Source organism: Paeniglutamicibacter sp. MACA_103, assembly GCF_045798555.1.
GTDB lineage: Bacteria > Actinomycetota > Actinomycetes > Actinomycetales > Micrococcaceae > Paeniglutamicibacter.
Map to the genome: position 1 here is coordinate 165,401 of NZ_JBIXLN010000003.1, position 16,742 is coordinate 182,142.

Consider the following 16,742-nt stretch of genomic DNA (forward strand, 5'->3'; position numbering starts at 1 on the left):
GCACGTTGCACTCGAGACGCTGCGCATGTGGCTGAAGAAGTACAAGGAAGCCCAGGGTGGAGCCGAGACAGAGCCGTAGCTGATCCTCTGCGAACGTGCCCGCATCTAGGAGCTTGAGCGTGAGAACCAGGAACTCAAAGCAGAGCCCGCGTTCCTGAAAGCAACCGGATACTTCGCAAGAGATCCACGGTAGTGGCGAAGAATGAATTCATCGACGCCTACGCGGAAACATTGAAGGCGCTGCGGCGCTGAAGGTGGTTCCAAGCTGACCGGCTGGCTACCGAAGGACCTCGAGGAGTCCGCCACCGATTGGGGCGAACTCATCAACGCTGTGCTGGTCCCGGCCCTGGAGGCGGGCGTCTCGCTGACCTACATTAAGATCGACGAGGTCCTGGTCTCCATGGCCGGCCTGACCCTCATCATCTTGTTCTTCCTGTGCGTGCTCGTGGCCGGCTCTCCTCCTCGCTTCCCTGATGGTGCCGCTCCTGCGATGGGACATTTCCCGCCGAGTACAACAGACAATTTGCCGTTGCGATTTACGCAGTTTCCTCTGAGGTGACTGCATTGGCCGTCCATGGTCGGCTGCGCTGCGATTGCGGGTGCGTCAGTGGAACGCCATCCGGTCATTCGTTGGCCCGCGGGCTCAGGGGGTGGGAGTTCAGTACAGGAATATCGGCAGCCAGTCGTGGTTGTGCGCGTGCACCAGTACGAGGAACAAGACGAAGTCGAAGAGCAGGTGCACCGAGACGACGTAGGTCAAGGACTTCGTCAGCTTGAAGGTGTAACCCTGCAGCAGCGCGAAGGGGAACGTCAAAAGCGGGCCCCAGGCCTGGTAGCCGATCTCCCACAGGAAAGACGAGAAGATCACCGCCTGCAGGATGTTGGCGAGCCAGTCCGGAAAGTGCCGCCGCAGCAACGTGAAGGTGGTGCAGGTAAAGAACAGCTCGTCCCAGATGCCCACGGCATTCACTCCCAGGAAGAGCCTCCAGAAGATGGCGGGTTCGGAGGCGTCCGGCCAGTTTTGGTAGACCCCCGTGCCGATCAGGTACGCCGGCAAAATGAGGTAGCCCAGCGCCAACACACCGATCAGGTACAGCTTGGCGGCCAGCGGCCACTTGCGGCCGGTGTTCACCGGAAACTTGATGATCTCCTCGCGGTAGACAAACCGCGAGACCAGCCACGGCACCAGCACGGCCAACGCAAGCGCACCACCCATCAGGATCATGTGCTGGATGCTCAAATCGGCGTTGAGCGGAACCAAGCTGATGATCACCAGTCCGGCTGCGATAAGCGCAAGGTGGCGCGCGAGCCCGCGGTCGAGGATTGCCGCCGTGAGCAGGCTCAGGCCGAGCAGGCCGTAGCCCACCGGGTCATTGCCCACCCCGAAGAGCAGCACTCCGGACGTCGAAAGCAGCACTGCCGGCAGTAGTTTCCAACTAAGGGCGGTACGGGGCGGATCAGCCAGGATCGGTCTCACACCACCAGCATGCCAGCACCGCCCGCAGCGCAAAAGCGTTCACGCCGGCATGGCGCGCAATGCCGCACTAGGAAACGCGAATCACGTCGTTCGATGGTGTGGGAAGCTCGCGATCCGTCGGCGTTCGTCTGGCCATTGCCGTGGCGATCCGGATCGTTTCAGCGGTGTAGGACGCCTTCTTTAAACATGATGGAGTCCGCCACCGATCGGCGTGGCTTTGTTGTTACAGCCAGCCCTCGGGGTTTACCCATTCGCCGTTGACGATGACTTCGAGGTGCAGGTGGGGACCGGTCGAATTGCCCGTGCTGCCCGCAAGCGAGACGACTTCGCCGCGCGCGACTTTTTGACCCACGGATACCTTGAGGGCCGAGTTGTGGTTGTAGCTGGTGTGCAGGCCGTTGCCGTGGTCGATCTCCACGCGGAAGCCGGAATGGCCGGCCCATTCGGCCTGGACGACGGTGCCGCCTGCGGCAGCCTTGATCGGGGTGCCCATGGGCACGGCGTAATCCAGGCCGTTGTGGTTCATATAGCCGGGGCCCGTCGGGTTCTTGCGGAAACCGAAGCGGGAGGTCAGGCGGATGCTGTCCACCGGCTGGGAGAGCCTGGTGACTTTTCCTTCGTCAGCGCTGATGGCGGGCGCCGGCTTGGTTTCCTTGGCGACCTTTCCGGCGGCAACGGTGACAACTGGTGCCGGCTTGGCTTTCTTGACGTACTTGCTGGTCACCGAGGCGCGATCGACCGTGAGCTTGTCGTTGGCCGGGGCCTTGACATCCGCGACGGCGGTCTGTGCGACGCGCTGGGGTTCCGGGGCAACTTCCTCGGCTTCCTGCGCGGGGGCGGCGACGAATGCCAGGCCCGATACGGCGGCGACTGCGGCGAGCTTGTGCACCAACCCAAGTCGAGGGCGCCGGGGCCGGGTCGCGACCTTCAGGGAGTTGTCCGGGTCGTCGGCTTCGGCAGGCATCGCCATGGATGCCGGGTCCGGGGACGCTCCGTAGCGCAGGCCCGCCACAAAGCGGTGGCCAACATACTGCTGGGTATCAGTGGTCTCGGCTGAATCCGGGACCGCGCTCAGGGCGCGTCGGCCGGGTCGTCGGGAAGTGACTTCGCCGCTCAGTGCGGTGTCCACGATCTGCTCTAGTGAACCGTTGGCAGGCGAAGCGTCAACGGGGCCGAGCGCGCGGCGGCGGCCGGAATTGTGCTGCTGGGTCAAATGTTTACCTCTCATGTATCGCCTGCGAAGTTAGCTGTCGGATTCGAGTCATGAGATCAACTCGGCCGAGCGCGCCTGGACGGACTCGGCTTCACCCCAAGATCCGTGGTCCAAGACCAGGATCGGTTGAATGGGTCCTCCGCCCCTACCGAAAATTCTGACTCCGCGATCCGCCGGTAGGGTTGTGCGAACCGGATCGGGGCTGGGTTGCCTAATAGCAACCTGACCTAAAACCCTACGAGGGTATATATAAAAGTTACAATTCCGTTATCAATCCATGCGGCGGACGAACACATGGGCGCCGAAGTCGGTCGGAATCTCCGGCGCGCCTTCGATCCCTGCGCCAGCAGAATGACTTAGAGTGGCCTCTTTTCAGGGTGACTAGGCCCCCGGGCGGATGCCGCACTCGTTGGCCTGCGCCAATAGCTTGGGTTCCACTTGGTTGATTTTGGGCTGATGAGCGCCCAGGGACTGCATCTTGAACGTGACCAAGAATACGGTCGGCCCGGGGTCTGCGGCGGGGCTGATGCTCCCGTTCAGGTTGGTCGACGGGCCGAACCGCCCACCACGACCCACTAAATCAGCAGGGTCCTATCACGGTGTGGACGATGTGGCTCCCAGCCAGGGTCTGGGGCCAGGATCCCAGTGACGCGCGCCATGATGATCGTGATTTGGACGAAGGCAAGCGCGCGGGAACTGAGCGCCGGAGGGCGCGACGTCAGGGCCGCCCTTCCAAGGATTGGGACTGGAGGCTCCCGGGCCGGGCTGTTAGTGGTGGGTGGGTAGTCGCCTCAGGGATAGGCTGACCCATGATTGACACGGGACTTACCGCAAGCATGCGGCCCCTTCTCTCATCACCAGGAGCAGAGTATGCCGAATTCCCCCTTCGAGTACTGGCAAAGGGTTCGTGCGGAGCGACGTGCAAAGGCCGCCCACCGCCTCGGCCTGCGCGAACGACCTTCCGACGGGTTGGTCGTTCACCGGCACCTCGCCCGACTGCGCCGCCCGCCGTTGGCAGGTACCAGCGGCGGGCTGACTGCGGTGATGGGCGCGGTACTGCTCGTGTCAGGGCAGCCGGATTATGTTGACCGGTTCGCCCCTGTCTGGGCGCCGCTCGTAGGTGGAATCCTCGTCATCCTTGCCTCCGCATCGGTCCGGTTCTGCAAGCCATTGTGTGTTTTGGCGACGGTATTCCTGGGGCCGCCCGCGGTCGCGCTCGTGTTCCACCTGCTGCGTGCGGTGGGGGCGATCCCCTTTCCGGTGGACCTGTTTTCGATGCTGGTCTCCCTCGCCGCCACCGTCACGATCATTGCCGCATGGCTCCAGTGGAGCCCACTGCGCACGGGCACCGGCTTTCCCCTGGAGACTCCCAGATGGATTGCCCTGCTCGGCATCACCGTTGCCCTGATCTATCCCGGACTCAAGACACTCTGGGTTGCGGGTGGAACGTGGCTGGCCCCCGCGGGCTCCCACTCAGTGGATGGGGCTTACCTCGCGCCGGTGGCACTTGCCGTGATGGGGACGGCGGCGACGGCGGTGGCCTTGCGGTGGTGGCGGCGAGATGCCCCGCGGTGGGCACACCCCACTGCAGCTGCCGGGGGCTTGACGCTGATCGGGCTCGGCACCGCGGGTCTCCACTCATCGCTTGCCCACGCGTCGGACGAGGGTCCCTTGCTGGGTGTGCTCGTCTACGGAGGGTGGCTGATCTGGGGACTGGCGACACTTGGAGTCGCAGCACGCCTGTCGCACCGTCGCACGGACCCACACCGAACCTCTTCGACTGTGCGGTGACGGCCATACGATTCGGTTCGACGGACTTCGGCGGGGAAATGGCGCGGGTGCTTACGCCAGCCCGCAAACGGCGGCGACAGATCTTGGGGTTTAAACCTCGGGGGACCTGGCTCGAAATTGTTAGCCGCCGCCTGGTGCGGCCACCCGGTAACGCTCGTCCAGATCGCGGACGCGGTGGTACGGGTCATTCCATTGCCCGTACTCGCTGTGCAATCCTTCGGTTGAAATGCGCTCGGTGTTTGGACTGTCATCTTCACCGGACCGTCAATTCGAGGCAAACGCCCATGCTGGGCACAACAAAAGGAAGCCGAGCCGCTTTTCGGCGGCTCGGCTTCCTGTTGTTGCGGGCGGATTTCGTCAGCGGAACCAGGTCCCGCGGCGGCCGCGACCTAGCCCTTGCTCCATTGGCCTCGGGTGGCCACGTACGATGCCGTGGCGCAGGGATCGGGCGCGTAGGGCACGTCCTTGCAGGCGCGCACCCGGAAACCGTCGGCTCCCGGGGCATAGGTGGGAATGACCCTCCTGGACGAATCGTAGAACCGGTCGCGGTTGCCGTAGCCACAAACATTCGTGGTAAACCGCGCCCAATTGGTGTCGGGCGCGTAGTTGCGGACACCTTGGACCTGGTAGTACACGCAGCGGCCGTCCTTGGCATCATCCGTCAGGTATAGGTTGAAGCCCATGTGGTCGCTGTCGTCTTTCCACACCTTTCCACTGCTCTTGGCCCAGGAGTTGTCCATCGAGTAGCTTTCGTACGCCTGGGCAGGGGCTGCGAAGGTCAGTGACGCCAGCACCAGTGCGGCGGCAGCCGCAAGGCTGCGTTTCATGTGTTTCATCGAAGTTCCTCAACTTTTCGAATTTGATGGGGTTCGCAAGTGTCCGGACGCCTGCGACGCTACCAGCCGCCGCTCAGAAAGAATAGACCCATCGCATGGATTTATTAGATTTATCTTCAACTAAGCTACCTTCAACAAATTGGCCGTCGCCAAGGCAAAGTGCCGGCTGTAAGGCAGGAAATCCGGGTCCTTCAAGGCACAAGAAGCGTATCTTGTCGCCGTTCGCAGGGCTGGTTATCGCAAGACCATGGAATTGCCGAACTTTCATCCGCGGCCCATCCAGTCGTCTATCGCAACCTTAACCGCGCGTGATCAGCCGTCGGCCAGGACCGCGTCCAAGGCCACCTAGACGCAGTGCCGGCGACACCCAGTGCGGTCACACTCGAGGAAAATGGCGCCAATCCTGATTCAGGGAATTCTCGTCGCTCTTGCACCGCAGGAAGACCGTCTTGTGGGCATTCGTGGCGCCCCAACCACGGGAATTACTCGGTCTGCCTTGAGTGCCCGGTCAGGCTGACCCCTCAGCGTGAATTTCCATGCCGAACATACCCATGCCCCAGCCCCGCCCTGACCCGTCGTGCCAGGGCATGGCCTGGCGCGACGGGCTGCACGCGGCCATCCCTTCGGGATTCCAGGTCGGCGGCCGTGGTCGGGATGGGGGTGGGGCATGGTGGTCCGGGTACGCCAAGGCCCCCGGGCGATTGATTCGCCGGGGGCCAACGTTCATTTCTTGGCAGGAGAACCGCCTAGCGCTGCTTGTCCACCGTGACGAAGAACGAAATGCCCAGGCCGACGGTGGCCAGGATAGCCCCGGTGACGAATGCCACGTGCGCGCCGGAGAACAGGGCGTGGGCCAGGTCAGATCCCTCCTCGAGCTTGGCTGCTGAGAGCAGGGACATGACCGTCACGAAGATGGTGGTGCCGATGGCGCCGCCGAGCTGCTGTCCGGTGTTGAAGATGGCTGATCCGTGGCCGTACAGGCGCGGCTCGACGGTGGCCAGCGCCGAGGACATTAGGCCGGTCATCAGCAGGGCCAGCCCGATGGAGAAGACGATGTGGTTGACCATGAACGTCCACAGCGCGGTGTCCGCATCCACGGTGACGTACAACCACTGGCCCAGTGCCAGCATGGCGGCGCCCGGGATCAGGACCGGCCGGGGGCCGAAACGGTCGTAGACGCGCCCGAAGATCGGCGCGACAACGGCCTGGGCCAGGCCGCCGGGCAGCAGCATCATGCCGATGGACAGGGTGCTGATGCCAGCACCTGACTCGAGGATGATCGGCACCATGACGATGGTGCCCAGCAGGGTGCCCATGGCGATCATGATCATCAGCACCGAGAAGGTGAAGGTGCGGGCCTTGAACGGGGTCAGGTTCAGCAGTTCCTTGCCGACGCGGGTCAGGCGCACCTGGCGCTTGATGAACAGGGCGAGGGCAACCAGGCCGACGGCGAAGCAGCCGATGGCCGGGACCGGGTTCTCGCCGGCGTGCTCGAGGCTGGAGATGCCGTAGACCAGGAAGCCGAAGGCCAGGGCCGAGAGCACGACCGAGAGCACATCGAGCGGGATCTTGCGGGCCGTCGAGGGGAGCTTGATGAAGACGATGCCCAGGATAAGAATGATCACGGCCAGCGGCGCCATCAGGATGAAGATGTAGTGCCAGGTGAAGGTGTTGACGATTGCACCGGAAACCGTCGGGCCGATGGCCGGACCCACGGAGATGACGATCGAGTTCAGGCCCATGATGGCCCCGCGCTTGCGGACCGGCACCAGCGTCAGCGTGGTGGTCATCAGCAAGGGCAGCACGATGGCGGTGCCGACCGCCTGGATGATGCGGGCCAGAAGCAGCACGGCGAAGCTTGGGGCGACGATGGCGACTACGGTGCCCACCAGGAAGCTGGACAGCGCGAAAATGAACAGGTTCCGGGAGTTGAAGCGCTGCAGCAGGTAGCCGGTGGTCGGGATGACCACCGACATGGTCAGCAGGAACCCGGTGGTCAGCCACTGCCCGGCTGCCGCGGAGACCGACAGGTCCACCATGATCGCCGGCAGGGCAACGCTGAGCACCGTCTCGTTCAGGATCATCAGGAACGCGGCAAGTGCCAGCGAGCCGATGATTCCGGTCAGTTGCTTCTTTGACAAGGCGGGTGCGTCCTGCTGAGCTGGAGCTGCCGGCGGGGAAATCGTGTCTTCTGTGGTCAGGGCCATCGGGAGGTACCTCTTCTGTAAGATTTGAATCCACCAAATCATGTCACGGTCTGACAGCTTTGGTAAGCTAAATCTGTCAGAGTGTGACATGAAATATAGTTTGGCGAGCGCCTGCACCTGCCGGGGCGAAATGCCGTTTCGAGAAAAGAGTTGGGCCTTGGGTATCCGAGAAGAGCGCCGCGCCCAGATGTTGCGCGAGATCCAGGGCGCCACGCTGGACCTGGTCGAGCAACAGGGGCTCGATGCCACGACCATCGGCGACATCGCCGCGCGCGTGGGCATTTCCGAGCGCACCGTCTTTCGCTACTACGCGTCCAAGGAACACGCGCTCATGCCCGGCCAGCAGGGGTTGATCGACACCCTGGTGGGCCGCGAAAGCGCGCACTCCACTGCCTCCGGAATCCTGGGCGACCTGCTGGAGGTGTGCCGCGAGCTCTTCGCCCTGGAAGTCGAACAGAGCGATTTCCGCAGGATATCGCGCCTGCTGGTTCGGGAGCCGGAGATGATGCGGGTTGTCGCGCGGCAGGAACGGACCCTGGTCGAAGCGCTCAGTGCGGCACTCGTCCAACGGGGTCATCTGGGGTCCATCCAGGCGCTCTTGGTCGCCGAGGTGGTGACCGCCGCGTGGCGTGTCGCCTGGCAGGCTTTTGCCCGTCAGGAATTCGACGGCGTCGACTCGGATCCGGTGGACCTCTTCGACGAAACCGTGCGCGAGCTGGGGGAGTTGTTTCCGCGCACGTGAGACTCCGATCCCCGAGGTTCAGTTACGCGGGGTTAACTTAACGAGGGTGGGTGGCCAGGGGGCCGACTGCCCCGGCTTTTCGCGGTGAAACAGGGTCGGGGGAGAAGGGGAGTCTCGCCACAAAAAGTGTCTGTGCGCGACAAATCGGGTAAGTTAGGGCTGTTGAGATCAATTCGGACTACACATATCCGATAAGACCGTTCAGGGAGACGCCTCACCTATGGCCAAGATTATTTATACCCACACCGACGAAGCTCCGATGCTGGCAACCCACTCGTTCCTGCCGATTGTCGAAGCGTACGCCTCGACCGCGGGTGTAGAGATCGAGACGCGAGACATCTCGTTGGCCGGCCGCATCATTTCCGTCTTTGGTGACTACCTCACCGCCGAGCAGCAGCTTCCCGACGCCCTGGCAGAACTTGGCGCACTGGCCAAGAGCCCGGATGCCAACATCATCAAGCTGCCGAACATCTCGGCCTCCATCCCGCAGCTCAAGGCGGCCATCGCCGAACTGCAGGCCGCCGGCTACGCACTGCCGGACTACCCGGACAACCCGTCTTCCGACGAGGAAACCGACATCCGCGCCCGCTACGACAAGATCAAGGGTTCCGCCGTGAACCCGGTCCTGCGCGAAGGCAACTCCGACCGCCGCGCCCCGCTGAGCGTGAAGAACTACGCCCGCAAGAACCCGCACTCCATGGGTGCCTGGACCGCGGACTCCAAGACCAACGTCGCCACCATGTCCGAGGACGACTTCCGTGCCAACGAGAAGACCGTCGTCATCGAGGCGGACCAGAACCTCTCGATCCGCTTCGTCGGCGAAGACGGCGAAGTCAAGGTCCTGAAGAAGTCCCTGCCGGTGATCAAGGACGAGATCATCGACGGCACCGTCCTGCACGCCGCCTCGCTGAACGCGTTCCTGAAGGACGCCATCGCCCGCGCCAAGGCCGATGACGTGCTCTTCTCCGCACACCTGAAGGCCACCATGATGAAGGTCTCCGACCCGATCATCTTCGGCCACGTCGTCAAGGCCTACTTCTCCGAGCTCTTCGAGACCTACGGCGAGCAGCTTGAGGCAGCCGGCCTGAACCCGAACAACGGCCTGGCAGCCATCCTCGGCGGGCTCGACGAGCTCTCCGACGACGTCCGCGCCGGCGTCGAGGCATTGATCGCCAAGGGCTTCGAAGAGGGCCCGGCCATCGCCATGGTCGACTCCGACAAGGGCATCACCAACCTGCACGTCCCCTCGGACGTCATCGTCGATGCCTCCATGCCCGCCATGATCCGCACCTCGGGCCACATGTGGGATGCCGAGGGCAAGGAACGCGACACCCTGGCCGTGCTCCCGGACTCCTCCTACTCGGGCATCTACCAGGTCGTCATCGACGACTGCCGCGCCAACGGCGCCTACGACCCGACCACCATGGGCACCGTGCCGAACGTCGGCCTGATGGCCCAGGCGGCCGAGGAATACGGCTCCCACGACAAGACCTTCGAGATCAAGGCCGCCGGCCACGTCCAGGTCCTGGACGCCACCGGTGGCGTGCTCATCGAACACCAGGTCTTCGAGGGCGACATCTGGCGCGCCTGCCAGACCAAGGACGTGCCGGTGCGCGACTGGGTCAAGTTGGCCGTCAACCGCGCCCGCGCCTCGCAGACCCCTGCCGTGTTCTGGCTGGACGAGACCCGCTCGCACGACGCCACGCTGATCTCCAAGGTCAACGAGTACCTCAAGGACCACGACACCGAGGGCCTGGTCATTGAGATCCTGTCGCCGGTCGAGGCCACCAAGTACACCATCGACCGCATCCGCCGCGGCGAGGACACCATCTCGGTTTCCGGCAACGTGCTGCGCGACTACCTCACCGACCTGTTCCCGATCCTCGAACTGGGCACCAGCGCCAAGATGCTTTCCATCGTGCCGCTGATCGCCGGTGGCGGCCTGTTCGAGACCGGCGCCGGTGGCTCCGCCCCGAAGCACGTGGCGCAGCTGGTGAGCGAAAACCACTTGCGCTGGGATTCCCTGGGCGAGTTCCTGGCCCTGGCCGTCTCCTTCGAGCACCTGGCCAACACCTCGGACAACCCGCGCGCGCAGATCCTTGCCGACACGCTGGATGCCGCAACGGGCACCTTCCTGTTGGAGAACAAGTCGCCCAAGCGAAAGGCCGGCGAGCTGGACAACCGCGGCAGCCACTTCTACCTGGCCAAGTACTGGGCGGAAGAGATCTCCGCACAGACCAAGGACGCCGAGCTGGCAGCGGCCTTCAATGCCGTCTCCGAGGCACTGGGCGGCAACGAGGAAGCCATCGTGGCCGAACTCGCCGCCGTGCAGGGCGCCCCGGTCGACCTGGGCGGCTACTACCGCCCGGTCGAGGAGAAGGTCGCGGCCATCATGCGCCCGAGCTCCACGCTGAACGCGGCGCTGGAACTGCTCAAGAAGTAGTTTTCCGCTCCCTCAACGCAGCACGGCGAAGGCCGCCACTTTCCTTCCGGATCGTGGCGGCCTTTGCCGTGTACGGCGAGGCTAGAGCCCGCGGCCGACTTCCCAGATGCTCTCCGAGGTGCCGGTGAGCAGCGCATTGACGGAGGCCGCCTGCGCGTCGGTGAACGAGGCGATGTAGTCGACGATGGCCCGGGCCCGGCCCAGCCGCTCGATCTCCCCGCGCGAGGCCTCGGCGAACAACCTGGGGGATTCGGCATGGAGTTTGCGGTATTCGCCGGTTGCAGCCTCGACGGAGTCCAGCAGTCGGCGCGGTGCACGGGCGGCGTCCTGCGGATCGTCCAGCCATGCCGCCAGCCCCTCGGCCAGCGAGCGGATGATGCGGGTCTGGCCGCGCTGGTACAGCGCCAGGTCGGAGCGTTCGAGCACAAAGCGTTCGTGCACGAACTTGAGCACCACCACGTCATGCCAGGCCTCGTCGGCCAGCCGGACGTGCCCGCTGCGGACCTCAGGGTCCTTCTCCACCGCGATCGAGGCCTGCAGCCTGTCGATCCAGCGCCGGGTGAAGGCGGTGACGGCGCGGTCGGCATCCAGGCCGCCGTCATAGGGCAGGGACAGCAGGCCCTCGACCAGGTCGTGGCCCACGCGCTGCACCGAGGCGCGGAAGGCCTCGGCATTGGCGATCCACGGGTCCTTCGCCGCGACCCGCCGCCAGGTGCGCTCGAGCCCGTGGCCGGGCAGGCGCTGGTCCAGCTCGCGCGCATCCAGCCCGGCGAGTTCGGCCCCGGAGTCGAGCCAGCGCCGCAGCTCGGTGGAGACCAGGGAGTATTGCAGCACCCCGGCACGGTAGAAATCGTCCAGGTCGTGCACCGCGTAGGCGATGTCGTCGGCGATGTCCATGACCGAGCATTCCAGGGTCTGCTGGTGCTCGGCGATCTGCGGGAACACCGAGAGCACATCGCGCATCTCGGCCGCCTCGATGTCGTAGGCCGAGTACTTCAGCGCGGGGCTGCCTCCGCCAAGGCCCACGCCGCGAGGCAGCAGTTCCGGGGGCCTCACGGGCATGGAACGCCATTCGTTGCGGGTCCAGGGGTATTTCAGCACCGCCGCGCGCACCGCCCGGGTCAGGTTCAGCCCGCGCGGGCTCGCGTCGCAGCTGTCCAGCGCGGTGAGGATGCGGAAAGACTGGGCGTTGCCCTCGAACCCGTCGGGCAACCCGAGGATCTGGCGGGCCGCCCGGTCAAGTTCCTGTTCGCCCAGGTGCCCGAAGGGCGGGTGGCCCAGGTCGTGTGCCGCGGCGGCGGCCTGCACCACGACGGGGTCGCAGCCGCCGAGCTGCGCCACCAACGTGCGCGTGGGCTCGTCGGCATTGCGCAGCCCGATGGCGATGGAGCGTGCCACGGCCGAGACCTTCAGCGAGTGGGTGAGCCGGTTGTGCACCACGGTGCCCGCTCCGGCCTGCGGGATCACCTGGGTCACCGCCGAGAGCCGGGAGAAGTACGGGGAGAAGCGGATGCGCTCGATATCGACGCGGAATTCGTCTTCCCCGGGCCGCGAGTCCTCGCGGATCGCCCGTTCCCGTCCGCCGCTGAGGTGGGTCGTGTTCCTGTAGTCCATGGTGCGCACCAGCCTAGTGGAAGCCGGGGCGCAGGAACCCTGCGACGCGATCCGCGCAACGTCGCGGGCCCGGCATCCGGGCACGACGACCCGGGGTCCGGCCGCTGCGGCTTCCCCGGGCGGCGCTGGCAGCGCACGTCATAATGGCTTCACGCGTTTCGCCGGGCGTAACGCGCGGCGTAAAAATCCCCGCATATCCGGTGAAAGGGGCGAATCAGCCGCTGTAACAATGTGACCGGGGCCGCCGATGAAAATGACGCCGTGTGGACACATGAAGTGTTTTTGCCCTTCGTGACGGCCGGGCCGGCAAGCTCCTTGCGGTCTGGATCGGGGCTGTTCCAAGATGGATACATCAACCATCAAGAGCGGCTGAGAGATCTGGCTCGTTGACGCCGCAGCAACCATCATCCGATGGAGTCCCGTTTCGGGGATTCCTGTCGGCGAGGGTGCTAATGCCAGAAGCGATGGAGCCGCTTCAAGGTTCACACATCATCGCCGCAGGAGATCCGTGACGGATCCCTGGGGCTTTTGTGGCGATCCCTGATGCCTCCCTCGTACCAACGAGGAGACACACATGAGCATTGGAACGACAGCCGCACCGCCGTCACTGTCCTATGAGCTGTACCCGCCGGTGAACCGCGACGCCACCGAGGGGATCTTCAACAGCATCCAGGCCCTGGAGGCAACCGATCCGGACTACGTGTCGGTGACCTACTCGGGGTCCCCGGAACGCCGCAACGCGTCGCTGGAACTGATCGAGCACTTGGTCCAGAACACCCGGCTGCGCCCGCTGGCGCACCTGACCTGTGTGGGGGAGAGCCGCGAATCCCTGCAGAACCTCATCCGCCACTTCATCTCCCTGGGGGTCCGCGGGGTGCTGGCACTGCGCGGGGACCTGCCCACGGATCCGGATGAATGGCGCGGGGAATTTCCCTTCGCCCGCTACCTGATCGAACTCATTCGCGAGGTCGAGGCGGACCACTCGGCCGCCCTGGCCGGGGGACGGCTGGGCGTGGGCGTTGCCGCCTACCCGATCCGGCACCCGGAGTCCCCGTCCTTCGAGCACGACGTGGAGGTATTGCTGGCCAAGGAACGTTCCGGGGCCAACTACGCAATCACCCAGGTCTACTTCCAGGCCAATGAATACACCAACCTCGTCGAATCCGCCCGCCGTGCCGGGGTCACCATCCCGATCATCCCCGGCGTGATCCCGCTGAATTCGCTCAGGCGGCTGAACCGACTGGCCTCGATGACCGGGATCGCCCCCGACCCGTTCCTGGCCCACGCGCTGGAGACCGCCGGATCGGACGCCGAGCGCCACCGCATCGGCGTGGACGCCGCCGTCAACCTGGCCAGGCGCGCCTTCGAGGACGGGGCGCCGGGCGTGCACCTGTACACCTTCAACGACCACCGCGGCTCCCTCGACGTCATCGAACAGCTCGAATTGCCGCGGACCCGCGCACAGGCCAGCAACACCTGGGCCACCCGCGCCGCCGTCTAGACCCACCTGCATTCCCACCACTTTCCACAACGCCAGAAAAACAGGAGAAACACCATGTCGAAGCCAACCTTCCCCGCCGCCTCCGTCCTCGGATACCCGCGCATCGGGCCCAACCGCGAGCTCAAGAAGGCCCTCGAGGCGCACTGGGCCGCCCGCACCGACGAGGCCACGCTGCACGCCGCGGCCCTCGAACTGCAGAACTCCAACCTCGCCACCCTCACCGGGCTGGGCCTGGCGGCCGGCGACGCCTCGCTGCCGGGCGACTTCGCCTACTACGACCAGGTGCTTGACGCGACCGTCGCACTCTCGGCCCTGCCGGCCCGCTTCGCCGACCTGGCCGACGCCGACGGCGCCATCGACACCGCCGCATCCTTCGTGCTGGCCCGCGGCGACGAATCCCGCGCCCCGCTGGAAATGACCAAGTGGTTCGACACCAACTACCACTACCTGGTCCCGGAAATCGGCGAGGGGACCCCCGTCAAGGCCAACGCCACCGCCCTGGTCGAATCCTTCAAGGCCCACGCGGCCAACGGCAACACCATCCGCCCCACCCTCGTGGGCCCGATCACCTACCTGCTGCTGGCCAAGGCCGAGGACGGCGCACCGGCCGGCTTCGACCCGCTGTCGCGCATCGATACGGTCGTGGCCGCATACGGCGAGATCCTTGCCGCCCTGGCCGCCGCCGGCGCACCCTGGGTCCAGCTTGACGAGCCGGCCCTGGTCACCGACCGCGGCGCCGCCCTGGCGGTGCCCGGCGAACTCGCCGAGACCGTCTACTCGAAGCTGGCCGCCGCCACTCAGCGCCCGGCACTGCTGGTGAGCCTCGGCTACGGCACCGCCGGCGAGGTCGCCCGCCCGGGCGCCACCCAGGGCCTGCTGGCCCGCGCCGGCGTCGAAGCCGTGCACGCCGACCTGGTCCGCGGAGCCGTACCCACCGCCGAATTCCTCGGCGACCTGGCCGGTTCCACCCTGGTCGCGGGCATCGTGGACTCGCGCAACATCTGGCGCAACGACCTCGCCGCCTCGCTGGCCACGCTCGCCGCGCTGCGCACCGAGGTCGAAAAGGCCGGCGGCACCCTGGCCGTCGGCACCGCCACCTCACTGCAGCACGTCCCGCACGATGTCGCCCTGGAAGCGAACCTCCCGGCACACCTGCCCGAATGGCTGGCCTTCGCCAACCAGAAGGTCGCCGAGGTCATCACCCTGGCCAAGGGCCTGGCCGAGGGCGAATCCGCCATCGCCGCACAGCTCTCGGCCGCCGAGTCGGCCATCGCCCACCGCGCCGGATTCGCCGGGACCACCGTCGCCTCGGTGCGCGAGCGCCTGGCCAACCTCACCACCGCCGACTTCTCCCGCTCGGACGCCGAGACCCGCAACGCCGCGCAGGAGCAGGCCCTCGCGCTGCCGCCGCTGCCCACCACCACCATCGGCTCGTTCCCGCAGACCTCCGAGGTCCGCACCGCCCGCGCCGCCCACAAGGCCGGCACCATCGACGACGCCACCTACGAGGGCTTCCTCAAGGCCGAGATCGCCCGTGTCGTCGAGCTGCAGGAAAAGCTGGGGCTCGACGTGCTGGTGCACGGCGAGGCCGAGCGCAACGACATGGTCCAGTACTTCGCCGAGAACTTCGACGGCTTCTCCGAGACCGAGAACGGCTGGGTGCAGTCCTACGGATCGCGCGCCACCCGCCCCTCGATCCTCTGGGGCGACGTCTCCCGCCCGGTGGCCTTCACCGTCCCGTGGATCACCCACGCGGCCTCGCTGACCAACAAACCGCTCAAGGGCATGCTCACCGGACCGGTCACCATCCTGGCCTGGAGCTTCATCCGCGACGACCAGCCGCTGGCCACCTCCGCCAACCAGGTCGCCCTGGCTCTGCGCGATGAGATCGCGGACCTGCAGGACGCCGGGATCGGCATCATCCAGGTCGACGAGCCGGCGCTGCGCGAGCTGCTGCCGCTGCGCGCCACCGACCAGGCCAAGTACCTGTCCTGGAGCGTGGACTCCTTCCGCCTGGCCACCTCCGGGGCCGCTGACGCCACCCAGATCCACACCCACCTGTGCTACTCGGAATTCGGCGAGATCATCGAGGCCATCGACGCCCTGGATGCGGACGTGACCTCGATCGAGGCCGCCCGCTCCCGCATGGAGGTCACCGCGGATTTGACCGAGTTCGGCTACAGCCGCGGCATCGGCCCGGGCGTCTACGACATCCACTCCCCGCGCGTTCCCTCCACCAAGGAAATCGCCGAGCTCATCGACATCGCCCTGGCCTCCCTGGATGCCAAGTCGCTGTGGATCAACCCGGACTGCGGCCTGAAGACCCGCGGCTACGCGGAGACCGAGGCCTCGCTGGCCAACCTGGTCGAGGCAGCCGTCGCGGCCCGCGCCACCCTGGGCGCCACCGTCTAGTCCCGCATTGCGGGTGCGGCACCCACCTCGGGTGCCGCGCCCGCGCCGGGCCCTCCCGGCCCACGCCCGTATTCCCCTTGGCCCGAAAGGCACGATCATGGCCCCCAACACCTGGCACAACGCCACCACCGAAATCCATTCCGGGTACGCCCCCCAGGGCCCGCACCGCCCCATGACCGTGCCGATCTACAACTCAGCAGCTTTCGAATTCCCCGACTACGCCACCGCCGCGCAGCTCTTCGCGCTCAAGGCGCCGGGCTTCACCTACTCGCGCACCGGGAACCCCACCGTCGCGGTGCTGGAGGAACGCGCGGCCGCCCTCGAGGGCGGGATCGGCGCCATCGCCACCGCCACCGGCCAGTCCGCCGTCGCGATCTCCCTGCTGGCGCTGCTGCAGGGACCCAACCACCTGGTGGCCTCCAGCAAGCTCTACGGCGGAACCGTCGACCTGCTCACCGACACCTTCGCCGACTTCGGCATCACCGTTTCCTTCGTGGACCCGGCCG

11 protein-coding genes, 1 pseudogene and 2 riboswitches are annotated in these 16,742 nt (G+C 65.8%); of the genes and pseudogenes, 7 read left to right on the forward strand and 5 right to left on the reverse strand.

What is annotated here, in order from left to right:
- Positions 1 to 4: 4 nt before the first annotated feature.
- Positions 5 to 225 (forward strand): annotated as a pseudogene (locus tag ACIPVK_RS02650) (IS3 family transposase); the annotation flags it as partial.
- Positions 226 to 658: 433 nt separating this feature from the next.
- Here the strand turns inward: ACIPVK_RS02650 and ACIPVK_RS02655 are convergent.
- Positions 659 to 1,417 (reverse strand): type II CAAX prenyl endopeptidase Rce1 family protein, encoded by a 759-nt coding sequence (locus tag ACIPVK_RS02655; protein WP_407610438.1) that lies wholly within the window; start codon positions 1,415 to 1,417, stop codon positions 659 to 661.
- 283 nt (positions 1,418 to 1,700) lie between these two features.
- Positions 1,701 to 2,705, reverse strand: a complete 1,005-nt coding sequence (locus tag ACIPVK_RS02660) for a M23 family metallopeptidase (RefSeq protein WP_407610439.1) — start codon at positions 2,703 to 2,705, stop codon at positions 1,701 to 1,703.
- Positions 2,694 to 2,868: riboswitch (cyclic di-AMP (ydaO/yuaA leader) on the reverse strand. Its footprint overlaps the gene before it by 12 nt.
- A gap of 692 nt (positions 2,869 to 3,560) precedes the next feature.
- Here ACIPVK_RS02660 and ACIPVK_RS02665 point away from each other — a divergent pair.
- Positions 3,561 to 4,481: a hypothetical protein gene (locus tag ACIPVK_RS02665; RefSeq protein WP_407610440.1), complete on the forward strand. Its 921-nt coding sequence runs from the start codon at positions 3,561 to 3,563 to the stop codon at positions 4,479 to 4,481.
- Positions 4,482 to 4,870: 389 nt separating this feature from the next.
- On the opposite strand, the gene ACIPVK_RS02670 is transcribed toward ACIPVK_RS02665, so the two are convergent.
- Together ACIPVK_RS02670 and ACIPVK_RS02675 are read right to left on the reverse strand one after the other, a co-directional pair.
- Complete coding sequence (locus ACIPVK_RS02670) at positions 4,871 to 5,317, reverse strand: hypothetical protein (RefSeq protein WP_407610441.1); 447 nt, start codon at positions 5,315 to 5,317, stop codon at positions 4,871 to 4,873.
- Positions 5,318 to 6,063: 746 nt separating this feature from the next.
- Positions 6,064 to 7,524: an MDR family MFS transporter gene (locus ACIPVK_RS02675; RefSeq protein WP_407610442.1), complete on the reverse strand. Its 1,461-nt coding sequence runs from the start codon at positions 7,522 to 7,524 to the stop codon at positions 6,064 to 6,066.
- Between the two features lie 157 nt (positions 7,525 to 7,681).
- Here ACIPVK_RS02675 and ACIPVK_RS02680 point away from each other — a divergent pair, with 157 nt between their 5' ends.
- Together ACIPVK_RS02680 and ACIPVK_RS02685 are read left to right on the forward strand one after the other, a co-directional pair.
- Positions 7,682 to 8,266, forward strand: a complete 585-nt coding sequence (locus ACIPVK_RS02680) for a TetR/AcrR family transcriptional regulator (RefSeq protein ID WP_407610443.1) — start codon at positions 7,682 to 7,684, stop codon at positions 8,264 to 8,266.
- 220 nt (positions 8,267 to 8,486) lie between these two features.
- Positions 8,487 to 10,709, forward strand: coding sequence for an NADP-dependent isocitrate dehydrogenase (locus ACIPVK_RS02685; protein ID WP_407610444.1), 2,223 nt, complete (start codon positions 8,487 to 8,489; stop codon positions 10,707 to 10,709).
- An 81-nt stretch (positions 10,710 to 10,790) separates the two neighbouring features.
- On the opposite strand, the gene ACIPVK_RS02690 is transcribed toward ACIPVK_RS02685, so the two are convergent.
- Positions 10,791 to 12,323 (reverse strand): deoxyguanosinetriphosphate triphosphohydrolase family protein, encoded by a 1,533-nt coding sequence (locus tag ACIPVK_RS02690; protein ID WP_407610445.1) that lies wholly within the window; start codon positions 12,321 to 12,323, stop codon positions 10,791 to 10,793.
- Between the two features lie 353 nt (positions 12,324 to 12,676).
- Positions 12,677 to 12,794, forward strand: a riboswitch (SAM riboswitch).
- Positions 12,795 to 12,897: 103 nt separating this feature from the next.
- Between ACIPVK_RS02690 and ACIPVK_RS02695 the strand changes: the two genes are divergently transcribed.
- The 3 genes from ACIPVK_RS02695 to ACIPVK_RS02705 all read left to right on the forward strand — a co-directional run.
- Positions 12,898 to 13,824, forward strand: a complete 927-nt coding sequence (locus ACIPVK_RS02695) for a methylenetetrahydrofolate reductase (protein ID WP_407610446.1) — start codon at positions 12,898 to 12,900, stop codon at positions 13,822 to 13,824.
- 54 nt (positions 13,825 to 13,878) lie between these two features.
- The gene (gene metE / locus ACIPVK_RS02700; RefSeq protein ID WP_407610447.1) at positions 13,879 to 16,236 is read left to right on the forward strand and encodes a 5-methyltetrahydropteroyltriglutamate--homocysteine S-methyltransferase; all 2,358 of its coding nucleotides are present in this window, start codon (positions 13,879 to 13,881) and stop codon (positions 16,234 to 16,236) included.
- Positions 16,237 to 16,333: 97 nt separating this feature from the next.
- Positions 16,334 to 16,742 (forward strand): PLP-dependent transferase (locus ACIPVK_RS02705; protein WP_407610448.1); only part of this gene is annotated, 409 nt, incomplete at its 3' end.

Coding starts and splice junctions, on each gene's coding strand:
- ACIPVK_RS02675 (WP_407610442.1), bottom strand. CDS start 7,524: ATGGCCCTGACCACAGAAGACACGATTTCCCCGCCGGCAGCTCCAGCT.
- ACIPVK_RS02660 (WP_407610439.1), bottom strand. CDS start 2,705: ATGAGAGGTAAACATTTGACCCAGCAGCACAATTCCGGCCGCCGCCGC.
- ACIPVK_RS02685 (WP_407610444.1), top strand. CDS start 8,487: ATGGCCAAGATTATTTATACCCACACCGACGAAGCTCCGATGCTGGCA.
- ACIPVK_RS02690 (WP_407610445.1), bottom strand. CDS start 12,323: ATGGACTACAGGAACACGACCCACCTCAGCGGCGGACGGGAACGGGCG.
- ACIPVK_RS02665 (WP_407610440.1), top strand. CDS start 3,561: ATGCCGAATTCCCCCTTCGAGTACTGGCAAAGGGTTCGTGCGGAGCGA.
- ACIPVK_RS02695 (WP_407610446.1), top strand. CDS start 12,898: ATGAGCATTGGAACGACAGCCGCACCGCCGTCACTGTCCTATGAGCTG.
- ACIPVK_RS02670 (WP_407610441.1), bottom strand. CDS start 5,317: ATGAAACACATGAAACGCAGCCTTGCGGCTGCCGCCGCACTGGTGCTG.
- metE (WP_407610447.1), top strand. CDS start 13,879: ATGTCGAAGCCAACCTTCCCCGCCGCCTCCGTCCTCGGATACCCGCGC.